This window comes from Streptomyces sp. NPDC048002 (genome assembly GCF_040653275.1).
In the GTDB taxonomy this organism is placed as follows: Bacteria; Actinomycetota; Actinomycetes; order Streptomycetales; family Streptomycetaceae; genus Streptomyces.
In genome coordinates this window covers 123,223-145,846 of record NZ_JBEZNL010000010.1, presented here as the reverse complement: position 1 = coordinate 145,846, position 22,624 = coordinate 123,223, and the positions used below count along the sequence as shown (strand labels likewise).

21 protein-coding genes and 1 riboswitch are annotated in these 22,624 nt (G+C 71.3%); of the genes, 3 read left to right on the top strand and 18 right to left on the bottom strand.

Annotated elements, in window-relative coordinates:
* Nucleotides 1-189: 189 nt before the first annotated feature.
* On the bottom strand, nt 190-1,383 hold the full coding sequence (locus AB0E07_RS15945; protein ID WP_362251159.1) for an MBL fold metallo-hydrolase: 1,194 nt from the start codon (nt 1,381-1,383) through the stop codon (nt 190-192).
* A gap of 151 nt (nt 1,384-1,534) precedes the next feature.
* Here AB0E07_RS15945 and AB0E07_RS15940 point away from each other — a divergent pair, with 151 nt between their 5' ends.
* Both AB0E07_RS15940 and AB0E07_RS15935 read left to right on the top strand, forming a co-directional pair.
* Entirely contained in the window at nt 1,535-2,713 is a 1,179-nt protein-coding gene (locus AB0E07_RS15940) for a Glu/Leu/Phe/Val dehydrogenase dimerization domain-containing protein (RefSeq protein ID WP_362251156.1), read from the top strand.
* A gap of 63 nt (nt 2,714-2,776) precedes the next feature.
* The gene (locus tag AB0E07_RS15935; protein ID WP_362251153.1) at nt 2,777-3,397 is read left to right on the top strand and encodes a TetR family transcriptional regulator C-terminal domain-containing protein; all 621 of its coding nucleotides are present in this window, start codon (nt 2,777-2,779) and stop codon (nt 3,395-3,397) included.
* A 37-nt stretch (nt 3,398-3,434) separates the two neighbouring features.
* Here the strand turns inward: AB0E07_RS15935 and AB0E07_RS15930 are convergent, their stop codons facing one another.
* Complete coding sequence (locus AB0E07_RS15930) at nt 3,435-4,220, bottom strand: SGNH/GDSL hydrolase family protein (protein ID WP_362251401.1); 786 nt, start codon at nt 4,218-4,220, stop codon at nt 3,435-3,437.
* Between the two features lie 283 nt (nt 4,221-4,503).
* Nucleotides 4,504-5,499 (bottom strand): LysM peptidoglycan-binding domain-containing M23 family metallopeptidase, encoded by a 996-nt coding sequence (locus tag AB0E07_RS15925; protein WP_362251149.1) that lies wholly within the window; start codon nt 5,497-5,499, stop codon nt 4,504-4,506.
* A 4-nt stretch (nt 5,500-5,503) separates the two neighbouring features.
* Nucleotides 5,504-5,663: riboswitch (cyclic di-AMP (ydaO/yuaA leader) on the bottom strand.
* A 490-nt stretch (nt 5,664-6,153) separates the two neighbouring features.
* Between AB0E07_RS15925 and AB0E07_RS15920 the strand changes: the two genes are divergently transcribed.
* A complete protein-coding gene (locus tag AB0E07_RS15920; RefSeq protein ID WP_362251146.1) occupies nt 6,154-6,939 on the top strand; it encodes a tyrosine-protein phosphatase in 786 nt (261 codons plus the stop codon).
* A gap of 12 nt (nt 6,940-6,951) precedes the next feature.
* On the opposite strand, the gene AB0E07_RS15915 is transcribed toward AB0E07_RS15920, so the two are convergent.
* The 15 genes from AB0E07_RS15915 to AB0E07_RS15845 form a co-directional block, all read right to left on the bottom strand.
* The gene (locus AB0E07_RS15915) at nt 6,952-7,074 is read right to left on the bottom strand and encodes a DUF6126 family protein (RefSeq protein ID WP_362251144.1); all 123 of its coding nucleotides are present in this window, start codon (nt 7,072-7,074) and stop codon (nt 6,952-6,954) included.
* Nucleotides 7,071-7,676, bottom strand: coding sequence for an XRE family transcriptional regulator (locus AB0E07_RS15910; protein WP_362251140.1), 606 nt, complete (start codon nt 7,674-7,676; stop codon nt 7,071-7,073). Before AB0E07_RS15910 ends, AB0E07_RS15915 begins: the two co-directional genes overlap by 4 nt.
* Nucleotides 7,677-7,737: 61 nt before the next feature.
* On the bottom strand, nt 7,738-9,126 hold the full coding sequence (locus AB0E07_RS15905; protein WP_362251137.1) for an aspartate aminotransferase family protein: 1,389 nt from the start codon (nt 9,124-9,126) through the stop codon (nt 7,738-7,740).
* Entirely contained in the window at nt 9,123-11,015 is a 1,893-nt protein-coding gene (dxs, locus tag AB0E07_RS15900; RefSeq protein ID WP_362251134.1) for a 1-deoxy-D-xylulose-5-phosphate synthase, read from the bottom strand. The genes AB0E07_RS15905 and dxs overlap by 4 nt, the downstream gene beginning before the upstream one ends.
* A 27-nt stretch (nt 11,016-11,042) precedes the next feature.
* On the bottom strand, nt 11,043-12,200 hold the full coding sequence (gene ispG / locus AB0E07_RS15895) for a flavodoxin-dependent (E)-4-hydroxy-3-methylbut-2-enyl-diphosphate synthase (protein WP_362251131.1): 1,158 nt from the start codon (nt 12,198-12,200) through the stop codon (nt 11,043-11,045).
* Nucleotides 12,201-12,204: 4 nt separating this feature from the next.
* A complete protein-coding gene (gene hpnH, locus AB0E07_RS15890; protein ID WP_362251128.1) occupies nt 12,205-13,227 on the bottom strand; it encodes an adenosyl-hopene transferase HpnH in 1,023 nt (340 codons plus the stop codon).
* Nucleotides 13,228-13,232: 5 nt separating this feature from the next.
* On the bottom strand, nt 13,233-13,874 hold the full coding sequence (locus AB0E07_RS15885) for a 1-hydroxy-2-methyl-2-butenyl 4-diphosphate reductase (RefSeq protein WP_362251125.1): 642 nt from the start codon (nt 13,872-13,874) through the stop codon (nt 13,233-13,235).
* Complete coding sequence (gene shc / locus AB0E07_RS15880) at nt 13,874-15,868, bottom strand: squalene--hopene cyclase (RefSeq protein WP_362251122.1); 1,995 nt, start codon at nt 15,866-15,868, stop codon at nt 13,874-13,876. Before shc ends, AB0E07_RS15885 begins: the two co-directional genes overlap by 1 nt.
* Before the next feature lie 115 nt (nt 15,869-15,983).
* Nucleotides 15,984-17,048, bottom strand: coding sequence for a polyprenyl synthetase family protein (locus tag AB0E07_RS15875; protein WP_362251397.1), 1,065 nt, complete (start codon nt 17,046-17,048; stop codon nt 15,984-15,986).
* 68 nt (nt 17,049-17,116) lie between these two features.
* Nucleotides 17,117-18,511 carry a hydroxysqualene dehydroxylase HpnE gene (gene hpnE, locus AB0E07_RS15870; protein WP_362251119.1) on the bottom strand — a complete coding sequence of 465 codons (1,395 nt, stop codon included), beginning with the start codon at nt 18,509-18,511 and terminating at the stop codon, nt 17,117-17,119.
* Complete coding sequence (locus AB0E07_RS15865) at nt 18,508-18,648, bottom strand: DUF6380 family protein (protein ID WP_362251117.1); 141 nt, start codon at nt 18,646-18,648, stop codon at nt 18,508-18,510. The genes hpnE and AB0E07_RS15865 overlap by 4 nt, the downstream gene beginning before the upstream one ends.
* On the bottom strand, nt 18,648-19,598 hold the full coding sequence (hpnD, locus tag AB0E07_RS15860; RefSeq protein WP_362251113.1) for a presqualene diphosphate synthase HpnD: 951 nt from the start codon (nt 19,596-19,598) through the stop codon (nt 18,648-18,650). The genes AB0E07_RS15865 and hpnD overlap by 1 nt, the downstream gene beginning before the upstream one ends.
* The gene (gene hpnC / locus AB0E07_RS15855) at nt 19,595-20,497 is read right to left on the bottom strand and encodes a squalene synthase HpnC (RefSeq protein ID WP_362251110.1); all 903 of its coding nucleotides are present in this window, start codon (nt 20,495-20,497) and stop codon (nt 19,595-19,597) included. Before hpnC ends, hpnD begins: the two co-directional genes overlap by 4 nt.
* Nucleotides 20,498-20,884: 387 nt before the next feature.
* A complete protein-coding gene (locus tag AB0E07_RS15850) occupies nt 20,885-21,661 on the bottom strand; it encodes an ABC transporter ATP-binding protein (RefSeq protein WP_362251107.1) in 777 nt (258 codons plus the stop codon).
* Nucleotides 21,654-22,583, bottom strand: a complete 930-nt coding sequence (locus tag AB0E07_RS15845; protein ID WP_362251104.1) for an ABC transporter permease — start codon at nt 22,581-22,583, stop codon at nt 21,654-21,656. Before AB0E07_RS15845 ends, AB0E07_RS15850 begins: the two co-directional genes overlap by 8 nt.
* Nucleotides 22,584-22,624 lie beyond the last annotated feature (41 nt).

The window sequence follows — 22,624 nt, the reverse complement described above, 5'->3', positions numbered from 1 at the left end:
CACGTAACACCTAACCGACCTGCCCAGCTGGGGTCTCGCACAGACCGGGGGGGCCGGGGAGCATCGCGCTCCCCGGCCCCCGTCGCCCGCCGCACGCAGGGCCGTCGGTCAACCTGCCGACAACGTTTTCACTCCCCGGAGGGTTCTGGCCCCTACCTCACTCTTCGTGTCGGTGGTCTCCGCCGCCGCTCAGCGGTCGCCCGCCAGGTCGAGGTCGCTCCGCGCGCCGTCCTCGGGCGAGGCGGCGGGCTCCGGACGGTGCCACGGTGTCGAGAGGGGCGCGGAGACCGCACGCCACCAGGGCTGCACGGGCAGCAGCCCGGCCGGCTCGAAAGGCTCGCCGGGACGCGGGAAGGCCGCCGCCTGACCGGCCTCGTCGGCGGCGTCCCGAGTCCACTCCCCCGGCTCCGCCCAGGCGTGCGCGGCGAGGTTGAAGGTGGCCCAGTGGATCGGCAGCAGCACACCGTGCGGCCGGCCGCCCTGCAGGTCGAGGTGGGCCCGCAGGCCCTCCGCGGGCGTCATGTGGATGTCGGGCCAGAATTCGCTGTACGCCCCGATCTGGATCATCGTGGCGTCGAACGGGCCGTACGTGGCGCCGATCTCCTGGAAGCCCTCGAAGTAGCCGGTGTCCCCGCTGTGGAAGATCCGGTGCTCGGATCCGGCCACGGACCAGGAGGCCCACAGGGTGTGCTGGGTGTTGCGCAGGCCGCGGCCGCAGAAGTGCCGGGCCGGGGTGGCGGTCAGGGTGAGGCCGCCGATCCTCGCCGACTCGTGCCAGTCCAGCTCGCGCAGCCGGTCCGGGGATACGCCCCAGCGCTCCAGGTGGGCGCCGACGCCGAGCGGCACGGCGAACACCGTGTCCGTGCCGGCCAGCGCCTTGATCGAGGGCAGGTCGAGGTGGTCGTAGTGGTCGTGGGAGATCACGACGACGTCGACCGGGCCGAGCGCGGCCAGCGGCAGCGGCGCGGGGTGCAGCCGCTTGGGTCCGGCGAAGGAGAAGGGGGAGCAGCGCTCGCCCCACACGGGGTCGAAGAGCACCCGGTGCCCGTCGATCTCCGCGAGCACGCTGGAGTGGCCCATCCAGGTGAGGCGCAGTCCGGTGGCGGGCGGCCGGGCGATGTCGGCGAGCGTGGTGGCGTGCAGGGGGACGGTGCCGCGCGGGGCTCGCCGCGCCCGCTCCTCCTTCGCGAAGAAGACCTTCGCGAACTCCAGCATCGACCCGGACGGCCGGGTCCGGGCCACGCCCCCGGGGTTCTGGAAGACCCCGTCCTTGAAGTGGGGCGATCTACGGATGCGCGCCATGCGCTCGCCGGTCGGGTCCGCACCGAAGGCCGCGGGCTCCAGCGTGCGGAGCACGGAGCTCAGGGAACGGGAACCGGTCACGGTACCTCCAGGTGGAGTCGTAGAGGCATCCCATTATGGTCGGCCCCTGCGACAACGACCGCCGCCGTTTTCCGGCCGAAGATCCGTTGAGCGGATTGACAGCGCCGGGAACCCGTCCCGATACTGAACGGCGATTCAGTAAGGAGCACCCATGACCGCCCCACTTCTGTCGTTGACCTGGACCGATGACATCACCGGCCGCCAGGGCTTCGTCGTGATCGACCGGCTGGTGCGCGGGGTGTGCAGCGGCGGTCTGCGAATGCGTCCGGGCTGCACGCTGGAGGAGGTCACCGGCCTCGCCCGCGGCATGTCCATGAAGGAAGCACTGCACTACGACCCGGACGGCCGCTACGTCCCGCTCGGTGGCGCCAAGGGCGGCATCGACTGCGACCCGCGCGATCCGGCGGCCTACGGCCTGCTGGTGCGCTACCTGAAGGCCGCACGCCCCTACGTCGAGGGCTTCTGGACCACCGGCGAGGACCTCGGGCTCAGCCAGGACCTGGTGGACCGGGCGGCCGCGGAGGCGGGCCTGGTGTCGTCGATCCAGGCCGTGTACCCCCTGCTCGACGACGAGGCCGCGGCCCGGCGCCGGCTGGCCGACGCCTTCGCCGTGGAGGTGGACGGCATCGGCCTCGACGAACTGGTCGGCGGCTGCGGAGTCGCGGAATCGGCGCTCACCGCCCTGGACCGGGCCGGGGTGCCGTACGCGGACACGCGGGTGGCCGTGCAGGGGTTCGGCACGATGGGCGGGGCCACGGCACGCTTCCTCGCCCGCGCGGGGCTGACCGTGGTGGCCGTCGCCGACCTCAAGGGCACCGTCGTCAACCCCGCCGGGCTGGACGTGGAGGCCCTGCTCGCCGCGCGGGACGCCCACGGCACCGTGGACCGCGGCGCGCTGCGCCCCGGGGACCGCGAGCTGCCCGGCGACGCCTGGCTGTCCACCGAGGCGGAGGTCCTGGTGCCCGCGGCCGTGTCGTACGCGATCGACACCACGAACCAGCGGCGGGTGACCGCCCGCTGGATCGTCGAGGCGGCCAACATGCCGGTGCTGCCGGAGGCCGAGGCGCTGCTGGCGGCGCGCGGCGTGACGGTGCTGCCGGACGTGGTGGTGAACTCCGGGACGAACGCCTGGTGGTGGTGGACGCTCTTCGGTGACATCGGGCCCGAGGCGGACGGGGCGTTCGCCCACACCCGCCGTTCGATGCGCGCCCTGACCGAGCTGATGCTCACCCGCGCCGAGGCCGACGGCACGACCCCGCGCGCGGCGGCCCACGCCATCGCCGCCGACCGGCATCCGGTGATCGCCGCGCGGTTCGGCCAGTACCGCTGACGGTGTCCCCGCCGGTCGGGGCGGCCCTGGGTGCTCGCGTACCGAGGGTCTAGGGTGTGCCGCGTGACGAGGGTGCGGTTGAGCGTGGCGGAGCGGCGCGAGGAGTTGCTGCGGGCCGCCGTGGGGCAGATCGAGGCGCGGGGCGTGGCGGCGGTCAGGATCGCCGACGTGGCCGCGGCGCTCGGGGTCAGCAACGCCCTGGTGCTCTACCACTTCTCCACCAAGGAGAAGCTGGTCGCGGCCGCCTTCGCGTACGCCGCCGAGGACGATCTGGCGCATCTGCGCAAGCTGCTGGGCCGCCGTACGACCGCGCTGCGCCGGCTGCGCACGGCGGTGCGCTGGTACGCGCCGACCGGGCAGGCCAAGGGCTGGCGGCTGTGGATCGAGGGCTGGGCGGCGGCCCTGCGCGAGCCCGCGCTCCGCGAGGTCACCCAGGCACTGGACAAGGAGTGGAAGGCCGCGCTGTCGGAGGTCATCGCCGAGGGCGTGGCCGCGGGCGAGTTCCACTGCCCCGACCCCGCCGCGTCGGCCCTGCGCCTGACGGCCCTCCTCGACGGGCTGGCCGTCCAGCTGACCTCCTACCAGGGCGCCCTCTCCCGAGCCCGCGCCCAGGAGTGGGCCGACGAGGCGCTCGCCGGCGAACTGGGCCTGAACCGCGAGGCGTTGACAGCGACGGCCCGCTGACCGGCAGCGGACCGCTCCCGACCGGAGCCCGGCCGCCTCAGACCGCCGTCCCGATGCGCATCTTGATGTCGTCCGGGGACAGCGCGCCCTTGGCCGTCACGTGGTCGCCCGAGGACTCGCCGCGCAGTCGGCGGCCGATCCACGGCACGAGGTACTCGCGCGCCCAGTGCACGTCGTCCCGCCGGACCGCCAGCGTGCCGCGCGGCGGGAGCAGCGGCCAGGGCTGGTCCGGGTCGGCCGGGACCTGGAGACCGAGCACCTGGCCGGCGCGGAGCGCCACACGCGTGTGCCCCTCCGCCGAGAGGTGGAGCCGGTCGCCGTCCCAGGCCCGCCGGTCCTGCACGGTCCGCAGGGACCACAGGTCCAGCACCGGGCAGCCGTACCGGTCGGCGACGGCCCGGACATGCAGGTTGTACGTGGCGATCTTGCCGCGCAGATGCTTGAGCACCGGCACGCCCCGGGTGTCGAAGCCGGTGGTGACCATGACCGTGCCGGCCACCTCGGTGAGCCGGGCCACGCCCCGCTCGAAGCGCTCGGCGACCTCGTCGGGGTCGGTGCCGGGCCGGATGATGTCGTTGCCGCCGGCGCAGAAGGAGACCAGGTCCGGGGCGAGTTCCAGGGCCCGCGGAAGCTGGTCGGCCACGATCTGGTCGAGCAGCTTGCCGCGCACGGCCAGGTTCGCGTAGCTGAAGTCGCCCTCGGGCCGACGGTCCGCGAGGAGTACCGCGAACCGGTCGGCCCAGCCGACGAACGCCCCGTCGGGCCCGGGGTCGCCCACCCCTTCGGTGAAGCTGTCCCCCAGCGCCACGTACGACCCGATCACTGCCCTGTCGTCACTCTTCGCATCGTCTGCCACATCGGCTCATGATTCACCTTCCAATGTGACCTACGCGACCGTAAGGAAGGGTTGACGGGCGGTGAGATAGGCCACTCGCAAAGGGTTGACCAAGCCCGGAATACGTCTCCGATCAGGGATGTTGAGGGCTCAGCCGACTTGCCGCGAGGCGGCGGTCAGCGGTGCGCGGGAACACCGAAGGCCGGACCCGGGGATCGGGGGTCCGGCCTTCGGCGGCGTGTCAGGCAGGTGGTCGTGCGCGGGGGCTCCGTCAGCCGACGGTGACGCCCTTCGCCCGCAGGTAGGCGACCGGGTCCACGTCCGAGCCGTAGTTCGGGGTGGTGCGGATCTCGAAGTGCAGGTGGGGGCCGGTCACGTTGCCGGTGGCACCGGAGAGGCCGACCTGCTGGCCCGCCGTCACCGTCTGACCGCTGGAGACGGACAGCGAGGACAGGTGGGCGTACTGCGCGTAGTGGCCGTCGGCGAGCTGGATGACGACCTGGTTGCCGTAGGCGCCGCCCCAGCCGGCCGAGACGACGGTGCCCGCGCCGACGGCCTTCAGGGAGGTGCCGGTCGGGATCACGAAGTCGACGCCGGTGTGGTAACCGCTGGACCACATGCTGCCCGCGACCTTGTACTGGGTGCCGACACCGGCACCGGAGACCGGCGCGGCGAAGCCCGAGGCGGAGGACTGCGCGGTCTGCGTGGCGGTGGTGGTGGACTCCGAGGAGTCGGCGGACTGCTCGGTCTGCGCGGACTGCGTGGCCTCGGAGGACTTCGCGGTGTCCGACGAGTCCGACTTCGCCGCGTCCGACGAGGACTTGGTGGACGGCTTGGCCGCGGACTTCCCGGCGTCGCCCGTCGCGGCGGCCTTGGCGCCGATCGACAGCTTCAGGCCGGGGTGGATCAGGGACGGGTCGGAGCCGACGGCCTCACGGTTGTCCTGGTACAGCTTCTCCCAGCCACCGCTGACGTTCTGCTCGTCGGCGATCTTCGAGAGATAGTCCCCGGAAACCACGGTGTAGGACTTGGTGGCGGTCTTGGCGGACTTCTTCGCCGCCTTCTTCTCGACCGACTTCTTCTCGACCGACTGAACCGACTGGACCGACTGAACGGCCTTTTCCGAAACCGACTGGGACGGAGCCGCGTGCGCGCCGGTGGCTCCCAGGAGCGGGAGGGCGAGCGCGGCGCCACCGGTTCCGGCGACGGCGATCGATCGGGTGAGACTCAGGGTCTTGGGACGACGGTGCTTACCCTTCGCGGGCATGGCGCATTCCTCTCCGGCGCCTGCGAGGTGAGCTGTCGGGTTCGGACTGGAGATGTCCGGCCGCGCGCTGGGCGCGACTTGACCCCGAGCCTGTTCCGGAGACCGGACCAGGCGGTGATGCCTGTGGGTCCCCCGCTCCTGCCGAGTACGGGTGAGTGTGCGGATTCCGGGCGGTGGCAGGATTCGGCGTCCGCTCGGATTGGTGGCGAACGTAAGCGACCAAGACGCAAACGGACAAGCAGAAGGTTCCGCCCGAAGGCGTCCTTCTTGATCCCTTGCGGGAATTCGCCGTCACTTTCCGTGCATTGGCCGGGCGCGGATTCCCGTAAATCCCCTTGAAAAGCATGCGCATTACGTGAACATGACGGGCGACGCACCGTCACGGTTATGACCCTGCTCACGTGACGTTGCTCCAGACTCCTTTATTCCGCAGCGAGTTGGAATGAAGACAGCAATTCGGACAGAACACCCAGACAGCCCTTAGCGGGGAGAACCGTTACATCACAGCAGGCTCACAAACTCGCTGGAAATCGCGGGACTTTCACCACTCTTAGTCCGTTTTGAGGCATTCCATGGTCGGCCGGACCGGATGTCGTATCGTCAGAGCGTGCCCGCCGGACACCGGAGTCGGCGGGACCGGTGGGAGGAGCCCAAGTGACGCAGCAGGTCCCGTCGACCGAGCCCGAGCTGGCCGGAGTTCGCAATTTCCGTGACGTGGGCGGGCTGCCCACCGTCGACGGACGGCGGGTACGGCACGGTGTGCTGTTCCGCAGCGGCCATCTCGCGCACGCGACCGCCCAGGACGCCGCGTTCCTGGCCGGGCTCGGGCTGCACACGATCTTCGACTTCCGCAACGCGGCGGACCAGAAGCTGGAGGGCCCCGACGTCGAGCTGGCGGGGGTCCGCAATGTGAACCTGCCGCTGAGCGACCCCGCGGACGGCGCGGAGTTCTGGAAGATGGTCCGCGACGGCGAGATCGAGCAGCTGCGGGAGATCCTGGACGACGGCAAGGCCGCGAACCGGATGATCGAGTCGTACCGCACGATCGTGAAGGAGCGCACCGCCGAGCACTCCCGGGTCCTGCACTCCCTCGCCGAGGACAGCGTCCCGGCCCTGATGCACTGCGCGGCGGGCAAGGACCGCGCCGGTCTGTCGGTGGCGGTCACCCTGCTCGCCGTGGGCGTGGAGCGCGAGGCGATCCTCGCCGACTACCTGGAGTCGAACGCCAAGCACCGCCGCTACAAGGTGCAGCGCAACAACGTGTACACGCCCGAGATCATGGAGCTGCTCAGCCCCCTGTTCGACGCCCGCGCCGAGTACCTGAACGCGGCCTTCGAGACCATCGAGGAGACCTGGGGCGACGTGGACTCCTACCTGGCACGCGGGCTGTCCGTCACCCCCGAGACCCGTGAACGCCTCCGCGACCGCCTGCTCGACTGAGCGGGCGCCCGTCTACTGCTTGGCGCCCAGTTCGAAGAGCAGGTAGATGAAGGCGGCGAAGACGTGTCCGACCGCGATGTAGATGAAAAGCCGGACCCACAGCGCGCGGGGGAACTTCTCCTCCATGTCCTTCATGGCATGACTCCAGGGTTCGGGCCCAGGCACAGGGCGGCCGTCGGGCTCTGCAGCAGGGTGTGGACGAAGAGCAGCTCGGCCCCGCCCCGGTCCGCGGCGATCCGGTGCGGGGTGAGCGAGTCGAAGTGGGCACTGTCGCCCGGGGCGAGCAGGTGCGCGGTGTCCCCGAGGCGCAGCCGGAGCCGCCCGGTGAGGACGTGGAGCCACTCCTCGCCGGGGTGGACCCGGACGATGTCGCCCTGGGAGCCGAAGGGGACGTGCAGCCTGAGGGCCTGCATACCCCGGCCGGGGGCGCCGGCCTGCCGGTAGGTCCAGCCGCCGGCCTCGGTCGGTTCCATGTCGGCGGCGCGCACCACGGCGTCCCGGTCGGCGACCGTCTCGCCGAGCAGCTCCGAGACCGTCGTACCGTAGACGCGGGCGAGCGCGAGCAGCATCGGCAGCGAGGGCTGGCGCAGTCCGGTCTCCAGCCGGGAGAGGTGGGCCGGTGACAGGCCGGCCGCCCGGGCGGCGGCCTCCAGGGTGAGGGCGGCCCGGTGGCGCAGGGCGCGCAGCTGGGGCGCCACCACGGGCAGGTCCTCCGGGCCGGTCTCGGGAGAGCTCATGCTCCCCATTCAGCCCGATCGTTGCCTCAGGGGCAAATTTCTTGCCTCTGAGGCAAATGGGCTACTGCCGGTTGGCGACGGCCTGCTTGACCAGGGTCTTTCCGAAGTCCCACATCAGTCCGCCGCCGCTGTGCGCGTCGTCCATCACCTCGGTGAAGGCGTCCAGGAAGCGGTCCACCTCGCGCTCACCGATGGTCAGCGGCGGGATGAGCTTGATCACTTCCAGGTGGTCGCCGGAGACCTGGGTGAGGATGCGGTGCCGCTGGAGCAGCGGCACGACGACCATCTGCGCGAACAGGCCCTTGCGGGCGGCCTGGAGCATGGTCCACCGGCCGCGCAGCTTCAGCGAGGAGGGCCGGCCGAACTCGACGCCGATCATCAGGCCCCGGCCGCGCACGTCGGCGAGCAGCTCGTACTTGCCGACCAGGGCCGCGAGCCGGGACCTCAGCAGCTCGCCCGTGGCGCGGGCGTTCGCGACGATCTGCTCGTCCTCCATGACCGCGAGCACGGCGAGCCCCGCCGCCATGGCCTGGGCGTTGGAGCCGAAGCTCGCCGAGTGGACGAGCACCCGGTCCATCGACGAGTAGACCTTCTTGAAGATCCAGTCCTTGCCGAGGGTGGCGCCGACCGGGACGTAGCCCCCGGAGAGCGCCTTGGCCACGCAGACCAGGTCCGGTTCGACGCCGTCCTCGTGCTGGTAGGCGTAGAAGTCCCCGGTCCGGCCGAGCCCGGTCTGCACCTCGTCGGCGATGAGCAGGGCCTTGTGCCGGTGGAGCAGTTCCTGGGCGGCCCGGAGGTAGCCGGGCGGAGCCTCGTGCACGCCCTTGCCCTGGATCGGCTCGACGATCAGGGCGGCGACGTCCCCCTTCTTCAACTCCCTTGCCAGGGCGTCGAGATCACCGAGGGGTACGGCCGTGTCGGGCAGCAGCGGGGCGAAGCCGTCGCGGAAGCCGTCCTCGCCGTTGACGGAGAGGGAGCCCGTGGTCAGACCGTGGAAGGCGTGGTCGCAGTAGAGGACGCGGGGCCGGCCGGTGGCGCGGCGGGCGAACTTCAGCGCGGTCTCCACCGCCTCGGTGCCGCTGTTGCCGAAGAACACCCGGTCCAGGTGCGGGCTGTGCACGAGGAGCCGCTCGGCGAGCAGGCCCGGCAGGGGCTGGCAGTCGAAGCGGGTGAGGTCGGCGAGCTGTGCGTCGAGGACGTCGTGCAGGGCCTTGCGGACCACGGGGTGGTGGCGGCCCAGGCCCATCACCCCGAACCCGGCGAGCATGTCCAGGTAGTCGGCGCCGTCCGCGTCCCAGAAGTAGGCTCCCTCGGCCCGTTCGTAGACCTTGTCGAAGCCGATGGTGTGCAGCATGCGCGGGAGCTGGTGGTTGAGGTACCTGCCGTGCAGCTCGTAGCGCTCGGCGCCGCGCTCGGCCAGCAGTGCGCCGAGGTCGAACTCCGTGGTCATTCCGCTGTCTCCTTGGCTTGCTCCTGGACGGCCAGGCTCGCGCTGATCCGTCCGGCGACCTCGACGGGGGTGAGGCCGATGTCCGCGAGCACCTCGGCGCGTTTGGCGTGCGCGAGGAACTGCTCGGGGATGCCGAACCGGCGTACGGGCACGTCGACATCGGCGTCACCCAGCGCGAGGGCCACGGCGGCGCCCACCCCGGCGGCCCGGCTGTTGTCCTCCACCACGGCCACCAGCCGGTGCCGCGCGGCCAGGCCGGGCAGCGCCGGGTCGACGGGCTTGATCCAGCGGGGGTCGACGACCGTGCAGGGGATGCCGCGGGCGCGCAGCAGTTCGGCGGCCTGGAGGCAGACCGGCGCCATGACGCCGACGGCGACCAGGAGTACCTCGGGCCACTCGTCGCGGTGCAGCACGTCCATGCCGCCGACCCGGTCGACGGCCGGGACCGCCGGGCCCACCGACTCCTTGGGGAAGCGGATCAGCGTGGGCGCGTCGTCCACCGCGACGGCCTCCCTGAGCTGGGCGCGCAACTGGTCGGCGTCGCGCGGCGCGGCGATCCGCAGTCCGGGGACGACCTGGAGGATCGACAGGTCCCACATGCCGTTGTGGGAGGCGCCGTCGACGCCGGTGACGCCGGCCCGGTCCAGGACGAAGGTGACCCCGCAGCGGTGCAGGGCGACGTCCATCAGGAGCTGGTCGAAGGCCCGGTTGAGGAAGGTGGCGTAGACGGCGACGACGGGATGGACGCCGCCGGTGGCGAGGCCGGCCGCGGAGACGGCCGCGTGCTGTTCGGCGATCCCGACGTCCCAGACCCGGTCGGGGAAGCGGGCGGCGAACGCGCCGAGGCCGACCGGGTGCAGCATGGCCGCCGTGATCGCCACGACGTCCTGGCGCTCCTCCCCGATCCGCACGATCTCCTCGCCGAACACCGAGGTCCAGGAGGGGGCCGCGGAGGGGGCGAGCGGGGCGCAGGTGAGGGGGTCCATCACGCCGACGGTGTGGAAGTGGTCCTCCTCATGGGCGAGGGCGGGTTCGTAGCCGCGGCCCTTCTCGGTGAGGCAGTGGACCAGGACCGGCCCGTGGAACCGTTTGGCGCGGCGCAGCGCGGACTCGACGGCGCCGATGTCGTGTCCGTCGATGGGGCCGACGTACTTCAGTCCCAGGTCCTCGAAGAGTCCCTGCGGGGCGAAGGCGTCCTTGAAGCCCTTCTTGGCGCCGTGCAGGGCCTCGTAGACGGTGTGGCCGACGACCGGGGTGCGCAGCAGGACGTCCTTGCCCCAGGCCAGGACCTTCTCGTAGCTGTCGGTGGTGCGCAGGGTGGCGAGGTGGTTGGCGAGGCCGCCGATGGTGGGCGCGTAGGAGCGCTCGTTGTCGTTGACGACGATGATCAGCGGGCGGTCCTTGGCGGCCGCGATGTTGTTCAGCGCCTCCCAGGCCATGCCGCCGGTCAGCGCGCCGTCCCCCATGACGGCGACGACATGCCCCTTCTCGCCCTGTACCTGGCGGGCCTTGGCGAGTCCGTCGGCCCAGCCCAGCGCGGTGGAGGCGTGGCTGTTCTCGACGATGTCGTGCTCGGACTCCTCGCGCGAGGGGTAGCCGGACAGGCCGCCCTTGCCGCGCAGCTTGGAGAAGTCCTGACGTCCCGTCAAAAGCTTGTGCACATAGCTCTGATGGCCGGTGTCCCAGACGATGCGGTCGACCGGCGACTCGAAGACCCGGTGGAGCGCGATGGAGAGTTCCACCACCCCCAGATTGGGCCCGAGGTGGCCGCCGGTCCTGGCGACCGCGTGCACCAGGAACTCCCTGATCTCGTCGGACAGTTCACCGAGTTCCGGCTCGGACAGCGCCTTCAGGTCGCGTGGTCCTCGGATGTTCTCCAGAATCGTCACGATCGGGCCCCCTTCGGTCCGTGCTGCTCAACTCACGGTGACGGCCGGCTCCCCCGACGCGACGCCGTCCTGCTCCATCTGCTCGGCGATCCTCATCGCCTCCTCGATGAGGGTCTCCACGATCTTCGACTCGGGCACCGTCTTCACGACCTCGCCCTTCACGAAGATCTGCCCCTTGCCGTTGCCGGAGGCGACCCCCAGATCGGCCTCCCGGGCCTCTCCGGGACCGTTCACCACACACCCCATGACGGCGACCCGCAGGGGTACCTCCATGCCCTCCAGGCCCGCCGAGACCTCGTCGGCGAGCTTGTAGACGTCGACCTGGGCCCGCCCGCAGGAGGGGCAGGAGACGATCTCCAGCCGCCGCTCGCGCAGGCCGAGCGACTGGAGGATCTGGAGGCCGACCTTGATCTCCTCGGCGGGCGGGGCGCTGAGCGACACCCGGATCGTGTCGCCGATGCCCCTGCTGAGCAGGGCCCCGAAGGCCACGGCCGACTTGATGGTGCCCTGGAACGCCGGGCCCGCCTCGGTGACGCCGAGGTGCAGCGGGTAGTCGCAGCTCTCGGCGAGCTGCTGATAGGCGTTGACCATGATCACGGGGTCGTTGTGCTTCACGGAGATCTTGATGTCCCTGAAGCCGTGCTCCTCGAAGAGAGACGCCTCCCACAGGGCGCTCTCCACCAGCGCCTCCGGGGTGGCCCGGCCGTGCTTCTTCAGCAGCCGCCGGTCGAGGGAACCCGCGTTGACCCCGATCCGGATCGGCGTGCCGTGGTCGGCGGCGGCCCGCGCGATCTCCCGCACCTTGTCGTCGAACTGCTTGATGTTGCCGGGATTGACGCGTACGGCGGCACAGCCCGCCTCGATCGCGGCGAACACGTACTTGGGCTGGAAGTGGATGTCCGCGATCACCGGGATCCGGGACTTGCGCGCGATGGTGGCGAGCGCGTCCGCGTCGTCCTGCGTGGGACAGGCGACCCGGACGATCTCACAGCCGGACGCGGTGAGTTCGGCGATCTGCTGGAGCGTCGCGCCGATGTCCGAGGTACGGGTCGTGGTCATCGACTGCACCGACACCGGGGCCCCGCCCCCGACCGCCACCGGTCCGACCTGGATCCGGCGCGACACGCGCCGCTCGGCGATGGGCCGGACCGGTACCTCGGGGACGCCCAGGGAGACGGCGGTCATGGCCTCACTCCCGGTTCCCGTTGACCGTCTCGCGCATGGCGCGCAGCGACTCCTTCAGGGAGCCCATGGTGGCGAGGACGGCGGTGGGCTCGTAGCCGCAGTGCGCCATGCAGTTGGCGCAGCGCGGGTCCTTGCCGCGGCCGTACTTGTCCCAGTCGGTCTCCTCGATGAGTTCGCGGTACGTCGGCACGTAGCCGTCGCTCATCAGGTAGCAGGGGCGCTGCCAGCCGAAGAGGGAGTAGTTCGGGATCGCCCACGCGGTGCAGGGGAAGTCGACCTTGCCCTCCAGGAAGTCGAGGAACAGGGGCGAGTGGTTCAGCCGCCACTTGCGGCGGTTGCCGCCGGCGAAGGCCTTCTTGAACAGCTCGCGGGTCTGCTCCACGCCCAGGAAGTGCTCCTGGTCGGGCGCCTTCTCGTAGGCGTAGGCGGGCGAGATCATCATCTCGTCGACCTTCAGGTCGTCGTTGAGGAAGTTCAGCACCTCCACCACGGTCTGCGGGGTGTCAGTGTTGAAGAAGGTGGAGTTGGTGGTGACCCGGAAGCCGCGCCGCTTGGCCTCCTTGATCGCCTCCACGGCCTCGTCGAACACGCCTTCCTTGGCCACCGACTCGTCGTGGCGTTCGCGCAGGCCGTCGATGTGCACGGCGAACGCGAAGTACGGGGAGGGCTTGAACTTGTCCATCTTCTTACGCAGCAGCATGGCGTTGGTGCACAGGAAGACGTACTTCCGCTTGGCCACCAACTGCCTCACGATCTCGTCGATCTGAGGGTGCATCAAGGGCTCGCCCCCGGCGATGGAGACCATCGGCGCCCCGGATTCGAGCACCGCCCCCACGGCCTGTGCGACCGGCATGCGCTGCTTGAGCACCCCCGCCGGGTGCTGGATCTTCCCGCAGCCCTCGCACTTGAGGTTGCACGCGAACAACGGTTCCAGCTCGACGATCAGCGGGAACTTGTCGCGCTTGCGGAGCTTCTGTTCGGCCAAGTAAGTAGCGACCTTGATGGACTGGCGCAGCGGCATGGCCATCTGGCTCACCTCCTGGGGAGCAGCAAAGAACGGTGCCATTCGAAGAAAGCGGGAAGGACCGACCTGAGAACACGGAATGCTGATATTCCCCCGCGCACTGTGCCGATCCGGACCAGTTCATGTTCTGGAGCGTCCACGACCACCCGGACGGCCGCAACGGGGCGCTCGGCCCCGCGCACGGCGCTCAGGAGCGTCGCGGCCGACTCCATGTCGACGGCGATTGCGCCGGTGGAGAGCAGGTCGGACCGTTCCTGGCCCCGGACCACATGATCGGATCCGGTGAGCGGTCCGGTGTGCACGGTCCGCCCGGGGACGGCGCGCACGAGTTCCTTCACGAGCAGTTCGGTGCCCACGCACTCGGTGGTGCCGCGGGGATCCCGGGTCTCCTCCGCGACGACCAGGTCGCCGGGGTGCATCCCGGGCGCGAGCCCCGCGCAGAATCCGGTGGCGAGGACCGCGGCCGAGGCGTACGCCGGGTCGGCCAGGACCCGCCCGACCGAGCGCTCGGCCGCCTTCGGCCCCATGCCGGTGCGCACCACGGTGACCGGCCCGCCGGCCTCCCCGCGCGCGCCGGTGCGCAGCGCGAGGTGCTCGATGCCGAGCGCGCAGGCGATCAGCAGCGGAGCGGGGACCGGCTGGGTGCTCATCAGCCCTCCTCGGCCCGGGTGAAGGGCTCGCCGTGCACGTACCGGCCGAGCGCGGTGAGCGGGAAGACCTGCCGGTAGAGGTGGTAGTTGATGGAGAAGTCCCAGGGGAAGCCGGTGCCGGTGAACTGCTGCTCGTCCCAGGAGCCGTCCTCGCGCTGGGTCGCCGCCAGCCACTCGACCCCGCGCTGCACCGACTTGGCGTCCCGCTCCCCCGCGGCCAGCAGCGCCATCAGCGCCCAGGCGGTCTGCGAGGGGGTGGATTCGCCCCGGCCGCTCCAGCCCTCGGCGTCGCCGTAGGAGCGCAGGTCCTCGCCCCAGCCTCCGTCCTCGTTCTGCACGGACTCCAGCCAGGTCACCGCCCGGCGGATCGCGGGGTGCGAGCCCGGGAAGCCGGCGGCGACGAGGGCGGGGACCACCGACCCGGTGCCGTAGATGTAGTTGACGCCCCAGCGGCCGAACCACGAGCCGTCCGGCTCCTGTTCGGCGAGCAGCCACTGGATGCCCCGCCGGGTGCGCGGGTCGTGGGCGAGGCCCTCGACCGCGAGCATCTCCACGACGTGCGCGGTGACATCGGCCGACGGCGGGTCGATGACCTCGCCGAAGTCGCAGAACGGCAGCCGGTTGGGGAAGGGACTGGTGTTGTCGACGTCGAAGGCTCCCCAGGCCCCGTTGCGGGACTGCATGCCGAGGCTCCAGCGCACCCCGCGCCCGATGGCCTTCTCCACCCGCCCGGGTTCGGGGTGCCGGACCCGGCGCAGGGCCAGCACCACCTCGGCGGTGTCGTCGATGTCGGGGTAGTTGTCGTTGTGGAACTCGAACGCCCAGCCCCCGGGCGGCAGTCCGGGCCGGCGCACGGCCCAGTCCCCGGGGCGGACGATCTCCTCGCCGAGCATCCAGTCGGCGGCCTTGACCAGTTGGGGATGGTCGGCGGGCACCCCCGCGTCGGCCAGCGCGATGGTGGCCAGACAGGTGTCCCAGACCGGTGACTGGCAGGCCTCGATCATCCGGGCGCCGTCCTCGCGCCAGATGGCGAAGCGGTCCAGCGAGGCCAGCCCCTCGCGCATCACCGGGTGTTCGAGGTCGTAGCCGACCAGGTGCAGCGCGATGATCGAGTACACCGCGGGCGGCTGGATACCGCCCCAGCAGCCGTCGTTCTCCTGCCGTTCGATGATCCAGCGGGCGGCGGTGTTCATGGCGGCCCGGCGCAGCCTGCGCGGCGCGACCTTGCGCAGTTGGTGCAGCGCCCTGTCGAGCCGCTGGAAGGCGCCGTCCCAACTCGCCGCGGGGGCGAGGCGCCTGGGCGGGTTGGGGTGCGCGGGATCGGTGTGCAGTTCGTCCAGCGGGAACGGCGCGGGCCGTACCGGGCGCGTGGCGGAGACGATCGTCAGCGGGACGATGGTCTGCCGGGCCCAGCACCCGAAGTCGTAGATGTTGAGCGGCACCCAGGTGGGGAAGTAGATCAGCTCGGGCGGCAGCTCGGGCAGGTCCTCCCACTTCCACCAGCCGAACAGGGCCAGCCAGATCCGGGTGAAGACCCGGGCGGAGGCGATGCCGCCGCGGGCCCGGATCCACGCCGAGGCGCGCGCCATGTGCGGGGCGTCGGGGGCGTCCCCGGCCAGGCGCAGGGCGACGTACGCCTCGATGGTGGTGGAGAGTTCGCCCGGTCCGCCGTGGAAGGTGGCCCAGGTGCCGTCCTCCCGCTGCTCGCCCCGGATGAACAGGGCGGCGGCACGGGTGACGGACTCGTCCTGGATGCCGAGGAACTGGCGGAGCAGGAGATCCTCGGCGTCCATGGTGACGTTCGTCTCGAGGTCGCCCTTCCACCAGCCCTCGGCGTCCTGCCGGGCGAGCAGGTAGTCGGTGGCGCGTCGGACGGCGTGCGCGGCGTGGTCGTGAACCCCCGCCGCCACGGGGGCGGTGCTTGCGGTTTCGCTGGCCGCGGCAGACCGGGGAGGCAGGGCCGCCCCGGTGCTTCCGTCGGTCGTCGCTGTCATGGCTTCCCCTTCGTGCAGTGTGCAAGTGGTGCGTCTGCTGTGGGTCCGCCGTCGGCCGGTGGCGCGTGAGAGCCACCGGCCGGCGACTACGCGAGGGCTATTCGACCGATAGTGATCATCTCTTTCGTACGACGACGAAGTCCGCGAGCGCCGCGAAGCGGTCCCGTACCCGGTCGGGCATGTCGACGGCGTCGAGGGCCTCGATGGCGATGGCGTGCTGACGACGCGCCTCGTCGGCGGTCCACTCCCGTCCGCCGGCCTCCTCGATGAGGGCGGCCCGGACGGCGAACTCCTCCTCGGAGAAGTTCTCGAAGTCGCTGCTGCGGGCGTCGGCGGCGAGCAGTTCGCCGAGCCGTTCGGAGGCGGCGCCGCCCGCCGCGAGCGCGGCCACGACCGGCAGGGACTTCTTGCGCTGGCGCAGGTCGCTCCAGGTCTGCTTGCCGGTGGACTCCGGGTCGCCCCAGATGCCGAGCAGGTCGTCGACCGCCTGGAAGGCGAGGCCGAGGTGATAGCCGTACTTCTCCAGCGTGTCGGCGGTGCGGTCGTCCGCGCCGCCGAGCACGGCGCCGATGGAGCTGGCGCAGGCCAGCAGGGCGCCGGTCTTGTTGCCCTCCATCTCCAGGCACTCCTCGACGCTGACGCGGTCGCGGTGCTCGTAGGAGATGTCCTGGGCCTGTCCGTCGATCAGGGCCCGGGTGGCGGTGGTCAGCCGGCGGGTGGCGCGGCCGGCCTCGACGGTGCCGAGTTCCAGCAGCAGTTCGTTGGCGAGGGCGAACAGGGCGTCGCCGACCAGGATGGCCTGGGCGGGCCCGTGCACCTTCCACACGGTGTCGCGGTGGCGGCGCTGCTCGTCGCCGTCCATCAGGTCGTCGTGCAGGAGCGAGAAGTTGTGGACGAGTTCCACGGCGACCGCGCCGGGGATGCCGGTCTCCGGCGGGGCGCCGGTGACCTCGGCGGAGAGCACCGCGAGGGCGGGGCGCACGGCCTTGCCGCCGTCGCCGGCCGTCGGCCGGCCCTGGGCGTCGATCCAGCCGAAGTGGTAGGCGGAAACGGTGTCCATGGGAGCTGCCAGGCGGTCGATCGCCGCCCTCAGTACCGGAGTGGCCAGGGTCCGGCCGCGCTCCAGGAGCGCGGTGACGTCCACCGCGGTCTCTCGAGCGGCCTTCGAGGCCGGGGGCACAGTGGGCACAGTCTCTCCTCTTGTTGCGGTACCGGGGGTGCGGGAGCCTGCCGCGCGCCGGCCGAGCATCAGGCCGCCTCCTCGACGTCGAAGAGGTGGCGGGGGCGGGGCCGGCCCAGGGCGCTCAGCGCGGCGTCCGCCGCGCTCACACCGCTGCGGACCGCACTCTCCATGGTCGCGGGCCACCCGGTGGCGGTCCACGCTCCGGCCAGGTACAGGCCGGGTGCCTTGGTGCGGGTGCCGGGCCGCAGCCGCCCGACACCGGGGGTGGGGGCGAACGTCGCCGTGCGCTCCCGGGTCACGAAGAAGTCCTTCACCCCGGCCCCGCGGGCCAGGGGAAGCAGCCGGGACAGCTCCGGCAGGTAGCGCTCGCGCAACCGGGCCACGGGCGCGTCGATCTCGTCGTGCGCGGCCGACTGGGAGACCGCGAGGTACTGGCCCTCGCGCAGCCCGGAGGAGTCGGTCCGGTCGAACACCCACTGCACCGGGGTGCCGAGGGCGGCGAAGAAGGGGGCGTCGAGGACCTTGCGGTCGTAGACGACATGGACGTTGAGGATCGGCGCGGTGTGGATGCCGAGCAGCCGTCCGGGGTCGTCCAGGGCGCCGTCGGGCAGCAGGTCGTGGGCCTCGCCCTGCGGTACGGCGAGGACGACGGCGTCCGCCCGGAGGGTCTCCCCGGGAACTTCCACGGTCCAACGGCCGTTGTCGTCCTGGGAGACGGAGGTGACCCGTGTACGGACCTCGGTACGCACGCCCGCGGAGTCGAGCGCCTTGCGGGCCAGCCGGTCGTGCAGGTCGCCCAGCGGGACGTGCGCCCATCCGATGTCGGCCGCGCCCGGGTCGGACAGCAGACCGGTCTTGAACACCATCGCGGCGAGCCCCAGTGAGGAGTCGTCCGCGACCGCGTTGAGCGTGGCGATCCCGACCAGGTTCCACAGCGCCCGGACGGCGCGCGGGGTCTGGCCGTGCGCGGCCAGCCAGCTGCCGAAGTCCTGGTCGTCCAGGGCCGGGTCGTCGAGGTCGAGCCCCTTCAGCGCGAGCGCGGCACGGCCGACGGCGGCCCGCTCGGTGAGGGAGAGGTGCGGATAGGCGGCGAGGCTGCGTCCCAGGTGCAGCGGCACCGGCAGCGGGTCGCGCCGGATCCTGCCCAGCCGTCGCCCCTCGGGCTTCGCCACGTCGAGAACGGGCACGTCGAGACGATCCTGCAGGGGCGCGAGCGCCGTCCCCTCGATGCGGTCGAGGAACCAGCGGTAGGCGGTGCAGCAGCGCAGGTACACATGCTGGCCGTTGTCGACGGTGAGGTCGCCGCGCTGGAAGGAGAAGGCGAGCCCGCCCAGGCGCGGCCGTCCTTCGAGGAGCGTCACCCGCACCCCGGCGTCGGCGAGCGCCAGCGCGGTGGTGATGCCGGCCAGTCCGCCGCCCACCACGACGGCGTCGCCGCCGGTCGTCCTGCCGTCGGTCATCGCGTGCCCTCCCCCGAACGGTCGCCGCGGTGTTCGAACGGTGCGCGGCCGGCCGTCTCAGTCAGGGACGCCGTCCGGGACCGGAGGGTTGCGTGCCGTTTTTCTCCGGTGGCATCACCTTGGACCGGATTGTCCATCAGGCACGCCTCCTGACGGTCCGCCGCGTCATGTGCCGGGTGTCCAGACCCGAGAGCCCGCGCACCGCGACGTACGCCTTCTCCCGGCCGGGCAGCGAGACCCGGCCGCGCAGCACGGCCTCCGGTTCGCGCTCGATGCGGTCCAGCAGCCGCCGGTAGATGCCGGCCATCGCGGCGACGCAGGCGCCGCTGCGCCGGTCGAGCATCGGCAGCAGCCGGTAGCCCTCGGCGAAGAGGGCACGGGCCCGGCGCACCTCGAAGTGCACGAGTCCGGCGAAGTCGGCGCCCTCGGGCACGGTCGGCGAGGCGAACCCCGCCGAGCAGCCGAACTTGGCGAGATCGTCGGCGGGCAGATAGGTACGGCCGCCCTCGGCGTCCTCCCGGACGTCCCGGAGGATGTTGGTGAGCTGGAGCGCGAGCCCGAGCGTGTCGGCGTACTCGGGCGCCCGCTCGACGCCGCGCGCCCCCGGCTCGGTGCCGAACACGCCGAGCGAGAGCCGGCCGATGGCGCCCGCGACGCAGCGGCAGTAGACCTTCAGGTCGTCCCAGGTCTCGTAGGTCTCGCCGCGTACGTCCATCAGCACGCCGTCGATCAGCTCGTCCAGGCCGTCGAGCGGGATCGGGAAGACCTCGGCGGCGTGGGCGAGGGCGACCGCGACCGGGTCGGTGTCGTCCTCGTGGACCTCGCCGGCCCGCACCCGGGCCAGCAGCGCCCGGGTGTCCTCCAGCCGGGCGGCCTTGACCTCGTCGGCCAGCGCCCCGTCCCCGATGTCGTCGACGCGGCGCGAGAACGCGTACAGCGCCGACATCGCGCGGCGCTTCGGTGTGGGCAGCAGCCGGATGCCATAGGCGAAGTTCCGGGCCTGCTGCCCGGTGACGGCCTCGCAGTAGCTGTAGGCGGCGAGTACCGGTGCGGACGCATGTGGTGCGAACTCCACGGTCCGGATCACCCCTTTCCTCGCAGAGTCACGCCCGCCTCGCGCAGCAGCTGAACCTTGCCGGGCTTGGGCGGGCCGGGAAGTACGTCGAAATCGGCGGCGGCGATCGCGCGGATCGCCGCCCTTCCCCCCGCCACGAACCCTGCGAGCAGCAGTCTCAGCCTGCCGTGGACGCTACCCACCAGGGGGGCGCCTTCATTCAGGAGATCGCGGGCGCGTTGGGCTTCGTATGCAACCAGTGCGCGCACCGATGCGCCCGCGGTGTTCGTGGCGAGATCCGCCTCCTGGACATGAAAGCGCTTCATGTCGGCGGCGGGCAGGTAGATGCGGTCGCGGCCGAGGTCCTCGGCGACGTCCTGGAGGTGCTCCACGATCTGGAGCGCGGTGCAGACGGCGTCGGAGCGGCGGATCCGCTCCGGGGTGGCGGTGCCGGTGACGGCGAGGACCAGGCGTCCGACGGGGTTCGCGGAGAGTTCGCAGTAGGCAAGCAGGTCGTCGTAGGTCTCGTAGCGGCTGACGAGCTGGTCCTGGCGGTTGGCGCCGATCAGGCCGAGGAAGGGCTCGGGGGTCAGTCCGCGGCGCCGGACCGTCGGCTGGAGACGGCGCAGCAGGGGGTGGCGCGGGGTCGACGCGAAAACCCGGTGGAGGTCGGCCTCGAAGGCGTCCAGCATCACCAGGCGGTCCTCGGCGTCCTTGGCCGAAACGCCGAGGAAACGGGCGTCGGCGCCGCCGGGGGTCAGATCCCCGTCCCCGATGTCGTCGACGAGGCGGGCGAAGCCGTAGACGGCCATCAGGTCGGTGCGCCAGGCCCCGGGCAGGAAGAAGGGGGCCACGGGGAAGTTCTCATGCGCGGCCTTGTCGAGCGTGCCGCGCTCCGCCTCGGTGGCGTGCGACGTGCTGGTTCGCGTCACCACGGGCCGCCCTGGGCGGGGACGGCGCACGCTCCGCTGAGCTGGGGAGTCTCCGTAGCCATTGCCGTCACATCTCCCGTTCTACACTGCCTACCCAATACGCACTATTTCGGACACGCCGCCCAGCCGTCGGCGCGGACTCCCGGGCAGTGGGTGTGGGGCATTATTGCCCCACTTGCCGCGATTGGGGACCGGAACAGCTTACGTTGTACAACGCACAGCGGTTCGCCGGGGTGTCCCACGCATCACAAGAACACACCGATTGGTCCCAAGATTCCTACGCACAGGCGAAGTTGACGTTTCCTTTGCAGACGCGGAGCCCCGCCGGAAGGGTTCCGGCGGGGCCGTGGGAAGCGGGCTGGGCCGGGTGCACCGGACCGGGGTGGACTACTTGCCCGTGAACTTCTCGTACTCCTTGAGGACCTCGTCCGTGGGGCCGTCCATGCGCAGCTCGCCGCGTTCCAGCCACAGCACCCGGTCGCAGGTGTCCCGGATGGACTTGTTGTTGTGGCTGACCAGGAAGACCGTGCCGGCCTCCTTGCGCAGTTCCCGGATGCGGGCCTCGGAGCGCTTCTGGAACTTGCGGTCGCCGGTGGCCAGGGCCTCGTCGATCATCAGGACGTCGTGGTCCTTGGCGGCGGCGATGGAGAAGCGCAGACGGGCCGCCATGCCGGAGGAGTACGTCCGCATCGGCAGGGTGATGAAGTCGCCCTTCTCGTTGATCCCGGAGAAGTCGACGATGTCCTGGTAGCGGGCCTTGATGTCCTCGCGGGACATGCCCATGGCGAGGCCGCCGAGGATGACGTTCCGCTCGCCGGTCAGGTCGTTCATCAGGGCCGCGTTCACACCCAGCAGCGAGGGCTGACCGTCCGTGTAGACCTTGCCCTCCTCCGCCGGGAGCAGGCCCGCGATGGCCCGCAGCAGCGTCGACTTGCCGGAGCCGTTGGAGCCGATCAGGCCGATGGCCTCACCGCGATAGGCGGTGAAGGAGACCCCGCGGACGGCGTGCACCTTGCGCACGCCCCGGGCCGAGTCGTCGGAGCCCCGCTTGAGCATCCGGCTGAGCGCGGCGGTGGCGCTGCCCTTGCCGGTCTTGGCGCCGTTGACGCGGTAGACGATGTGCAGCTCGTCGGCGATGACGGTGGGAATACGGGTGTCAGCCACGGCCGTACCTCTCCTCCGCCTTCCAGAAGTACACGAAGCCCCCGAGCGCGAACAGCAGGGCCCAGCCGCCCGCGGCCGCCCAGACGTGGTCCGGGAGGTTCTCGGAGCCGTAGCCGTCGATCAGCGCGAAGCGCATCAGGTCCATGTAGATCGCGGCCGGGTTCCACTGGAGGACCGTCGCGATCCACTGCGGCTTGTCCGCCAGCATGATCGGGATGGAGTACATGACACCGGAGGCGTACATCCAGGTACGCATCACGAACGGCATCAGCTGCGCCAGGTCCGGGGTCTTGGCGCCGGCCCGGGCCACGATCAGGGCGAGGCCGGTGTTGAAGAGGAACTGCAAGGCCAGCACCGGCACGATCAGCAGCCAGGACAGATCGGGGTAGCTGCCGAAGACGCAGGTCACCGCGAACAGCACGATCATCGAGAAGAGCAGCTGCTGGAGCTGCTGGAGCGCGAAGGAGACCGGCAGGGAGGCGCGCGGGAAGTGCAGGGCGCGGACCAGGCCGAGGTTGCCGGAGATCGCCCGGACGCCCGCCATCACCGAGCTCTGCGTGAAGGTGAACACGAACACGCCGGTGACCAGGAAGGGGATGTAGACCTCGCGGGACATGCCCCGGTCGGCCTCCAGGATGACGCCGAAGATGAAGAAGTACACGGCCGCGTTGAGCAGCGGCGTCACGACCTGCCAGAGCTGGCCGAGCTTGGCCTGGCTGTACTGGGCGGTCAGCTTCGCCCGGGAGAAGGCGAGGATGAAGTGACGCCGGTCCCAGAGCTGGCGGACGTACTCGACGAGCGAGGGGCGGGCGCCGCTCACGCTGAGCCCGTACTTGGCGGCCAGTTCGGCGGCCGTGAGTCCCTCGTCGGGCGACGGGGGCGCGGTCACCGCGACCTGGCCGTCCTGCGTTGTCTCACTCACTGGTGGAAACTTTCGTCTTCGGGATGCGCAGCCTGTGCGGG

Coding starts and splice junctions, on each gene's coding strand:
- AB0E07_RS15940 (WP_362251156.1), top strand. CDS start 1,535: ATGACCGCCCCACTTCTGTCGTTGACCTGGACCGATGACATCACCGGC.
- AB0E07_RS15925 (WP_362251149.1), bottom strand. CDS start 5,499: ATGCCCGCGAAGGGTAAGCACCGTCGTCCCAAGACCCTGAGTCTCACC.
- AB0E07_RS15915 (WP_362251144.1), bottom strand. CDS start 7,074: ATGAAGGACATGGAGGAGAAGTTCCCCCGCGCGCTGTGGGTCCGGCTT.
- AB0E07_RS15910 (WP_362251140.1), bottom strand. CDS start 7,676: ATGAGCTCTCCCGAGACCGGCCCGGAGGACCTGCCCGTGGTGGCGCCC.
- AB0E07_RS15905 (WP_362251137.1), bottom strand. CDS start 9,126: ATGACCACGGAGTTCGACCTCGGCGCACTGCTGGCCGAGCGCGGCGCC.
- ispG (WP_362251131.1), bottom strand. CDS start 12,200: ATGACCGCCGTCTCCCTGGGCGTCCCCGAGGTACCGGTCCGGCCCATC.
- hpnH (WP_362251128.1), bottom strand. CDS start 13,227: ATGGCCATGCCGCTGCGCCAGTCCATCAAGGTCGCTACTTACTTGGCC.
- AB0E07_RS15885 (WP_362251125.1), bottom strand. CDS start 13,874: ATGAGCACCCAGCCGGTCCCCGCTCCGCTGCTGATCGCCTGCGCGCTC.
- shc (WP_362251122.1), bottom strand. CDS start 15,868: ATGACAGCGACGACCGACGGAAGCACCGGGGCGGCCCTGCCTCCCCGG.
- hpnE (WP_362251119.1), bottom strand. CDS start 18,511: ATGACCGACGGCAGGACGACCGGCGGCGACGCCGTCGTGGTGGGCGGC.
- AB0E07_RS15865 (WP_362251117.1), bottom strand. CDS start 18,648: ATGGACAATCCGGTCCAAGGTGATGCCACCGGAGAAAAACGGCACGCA.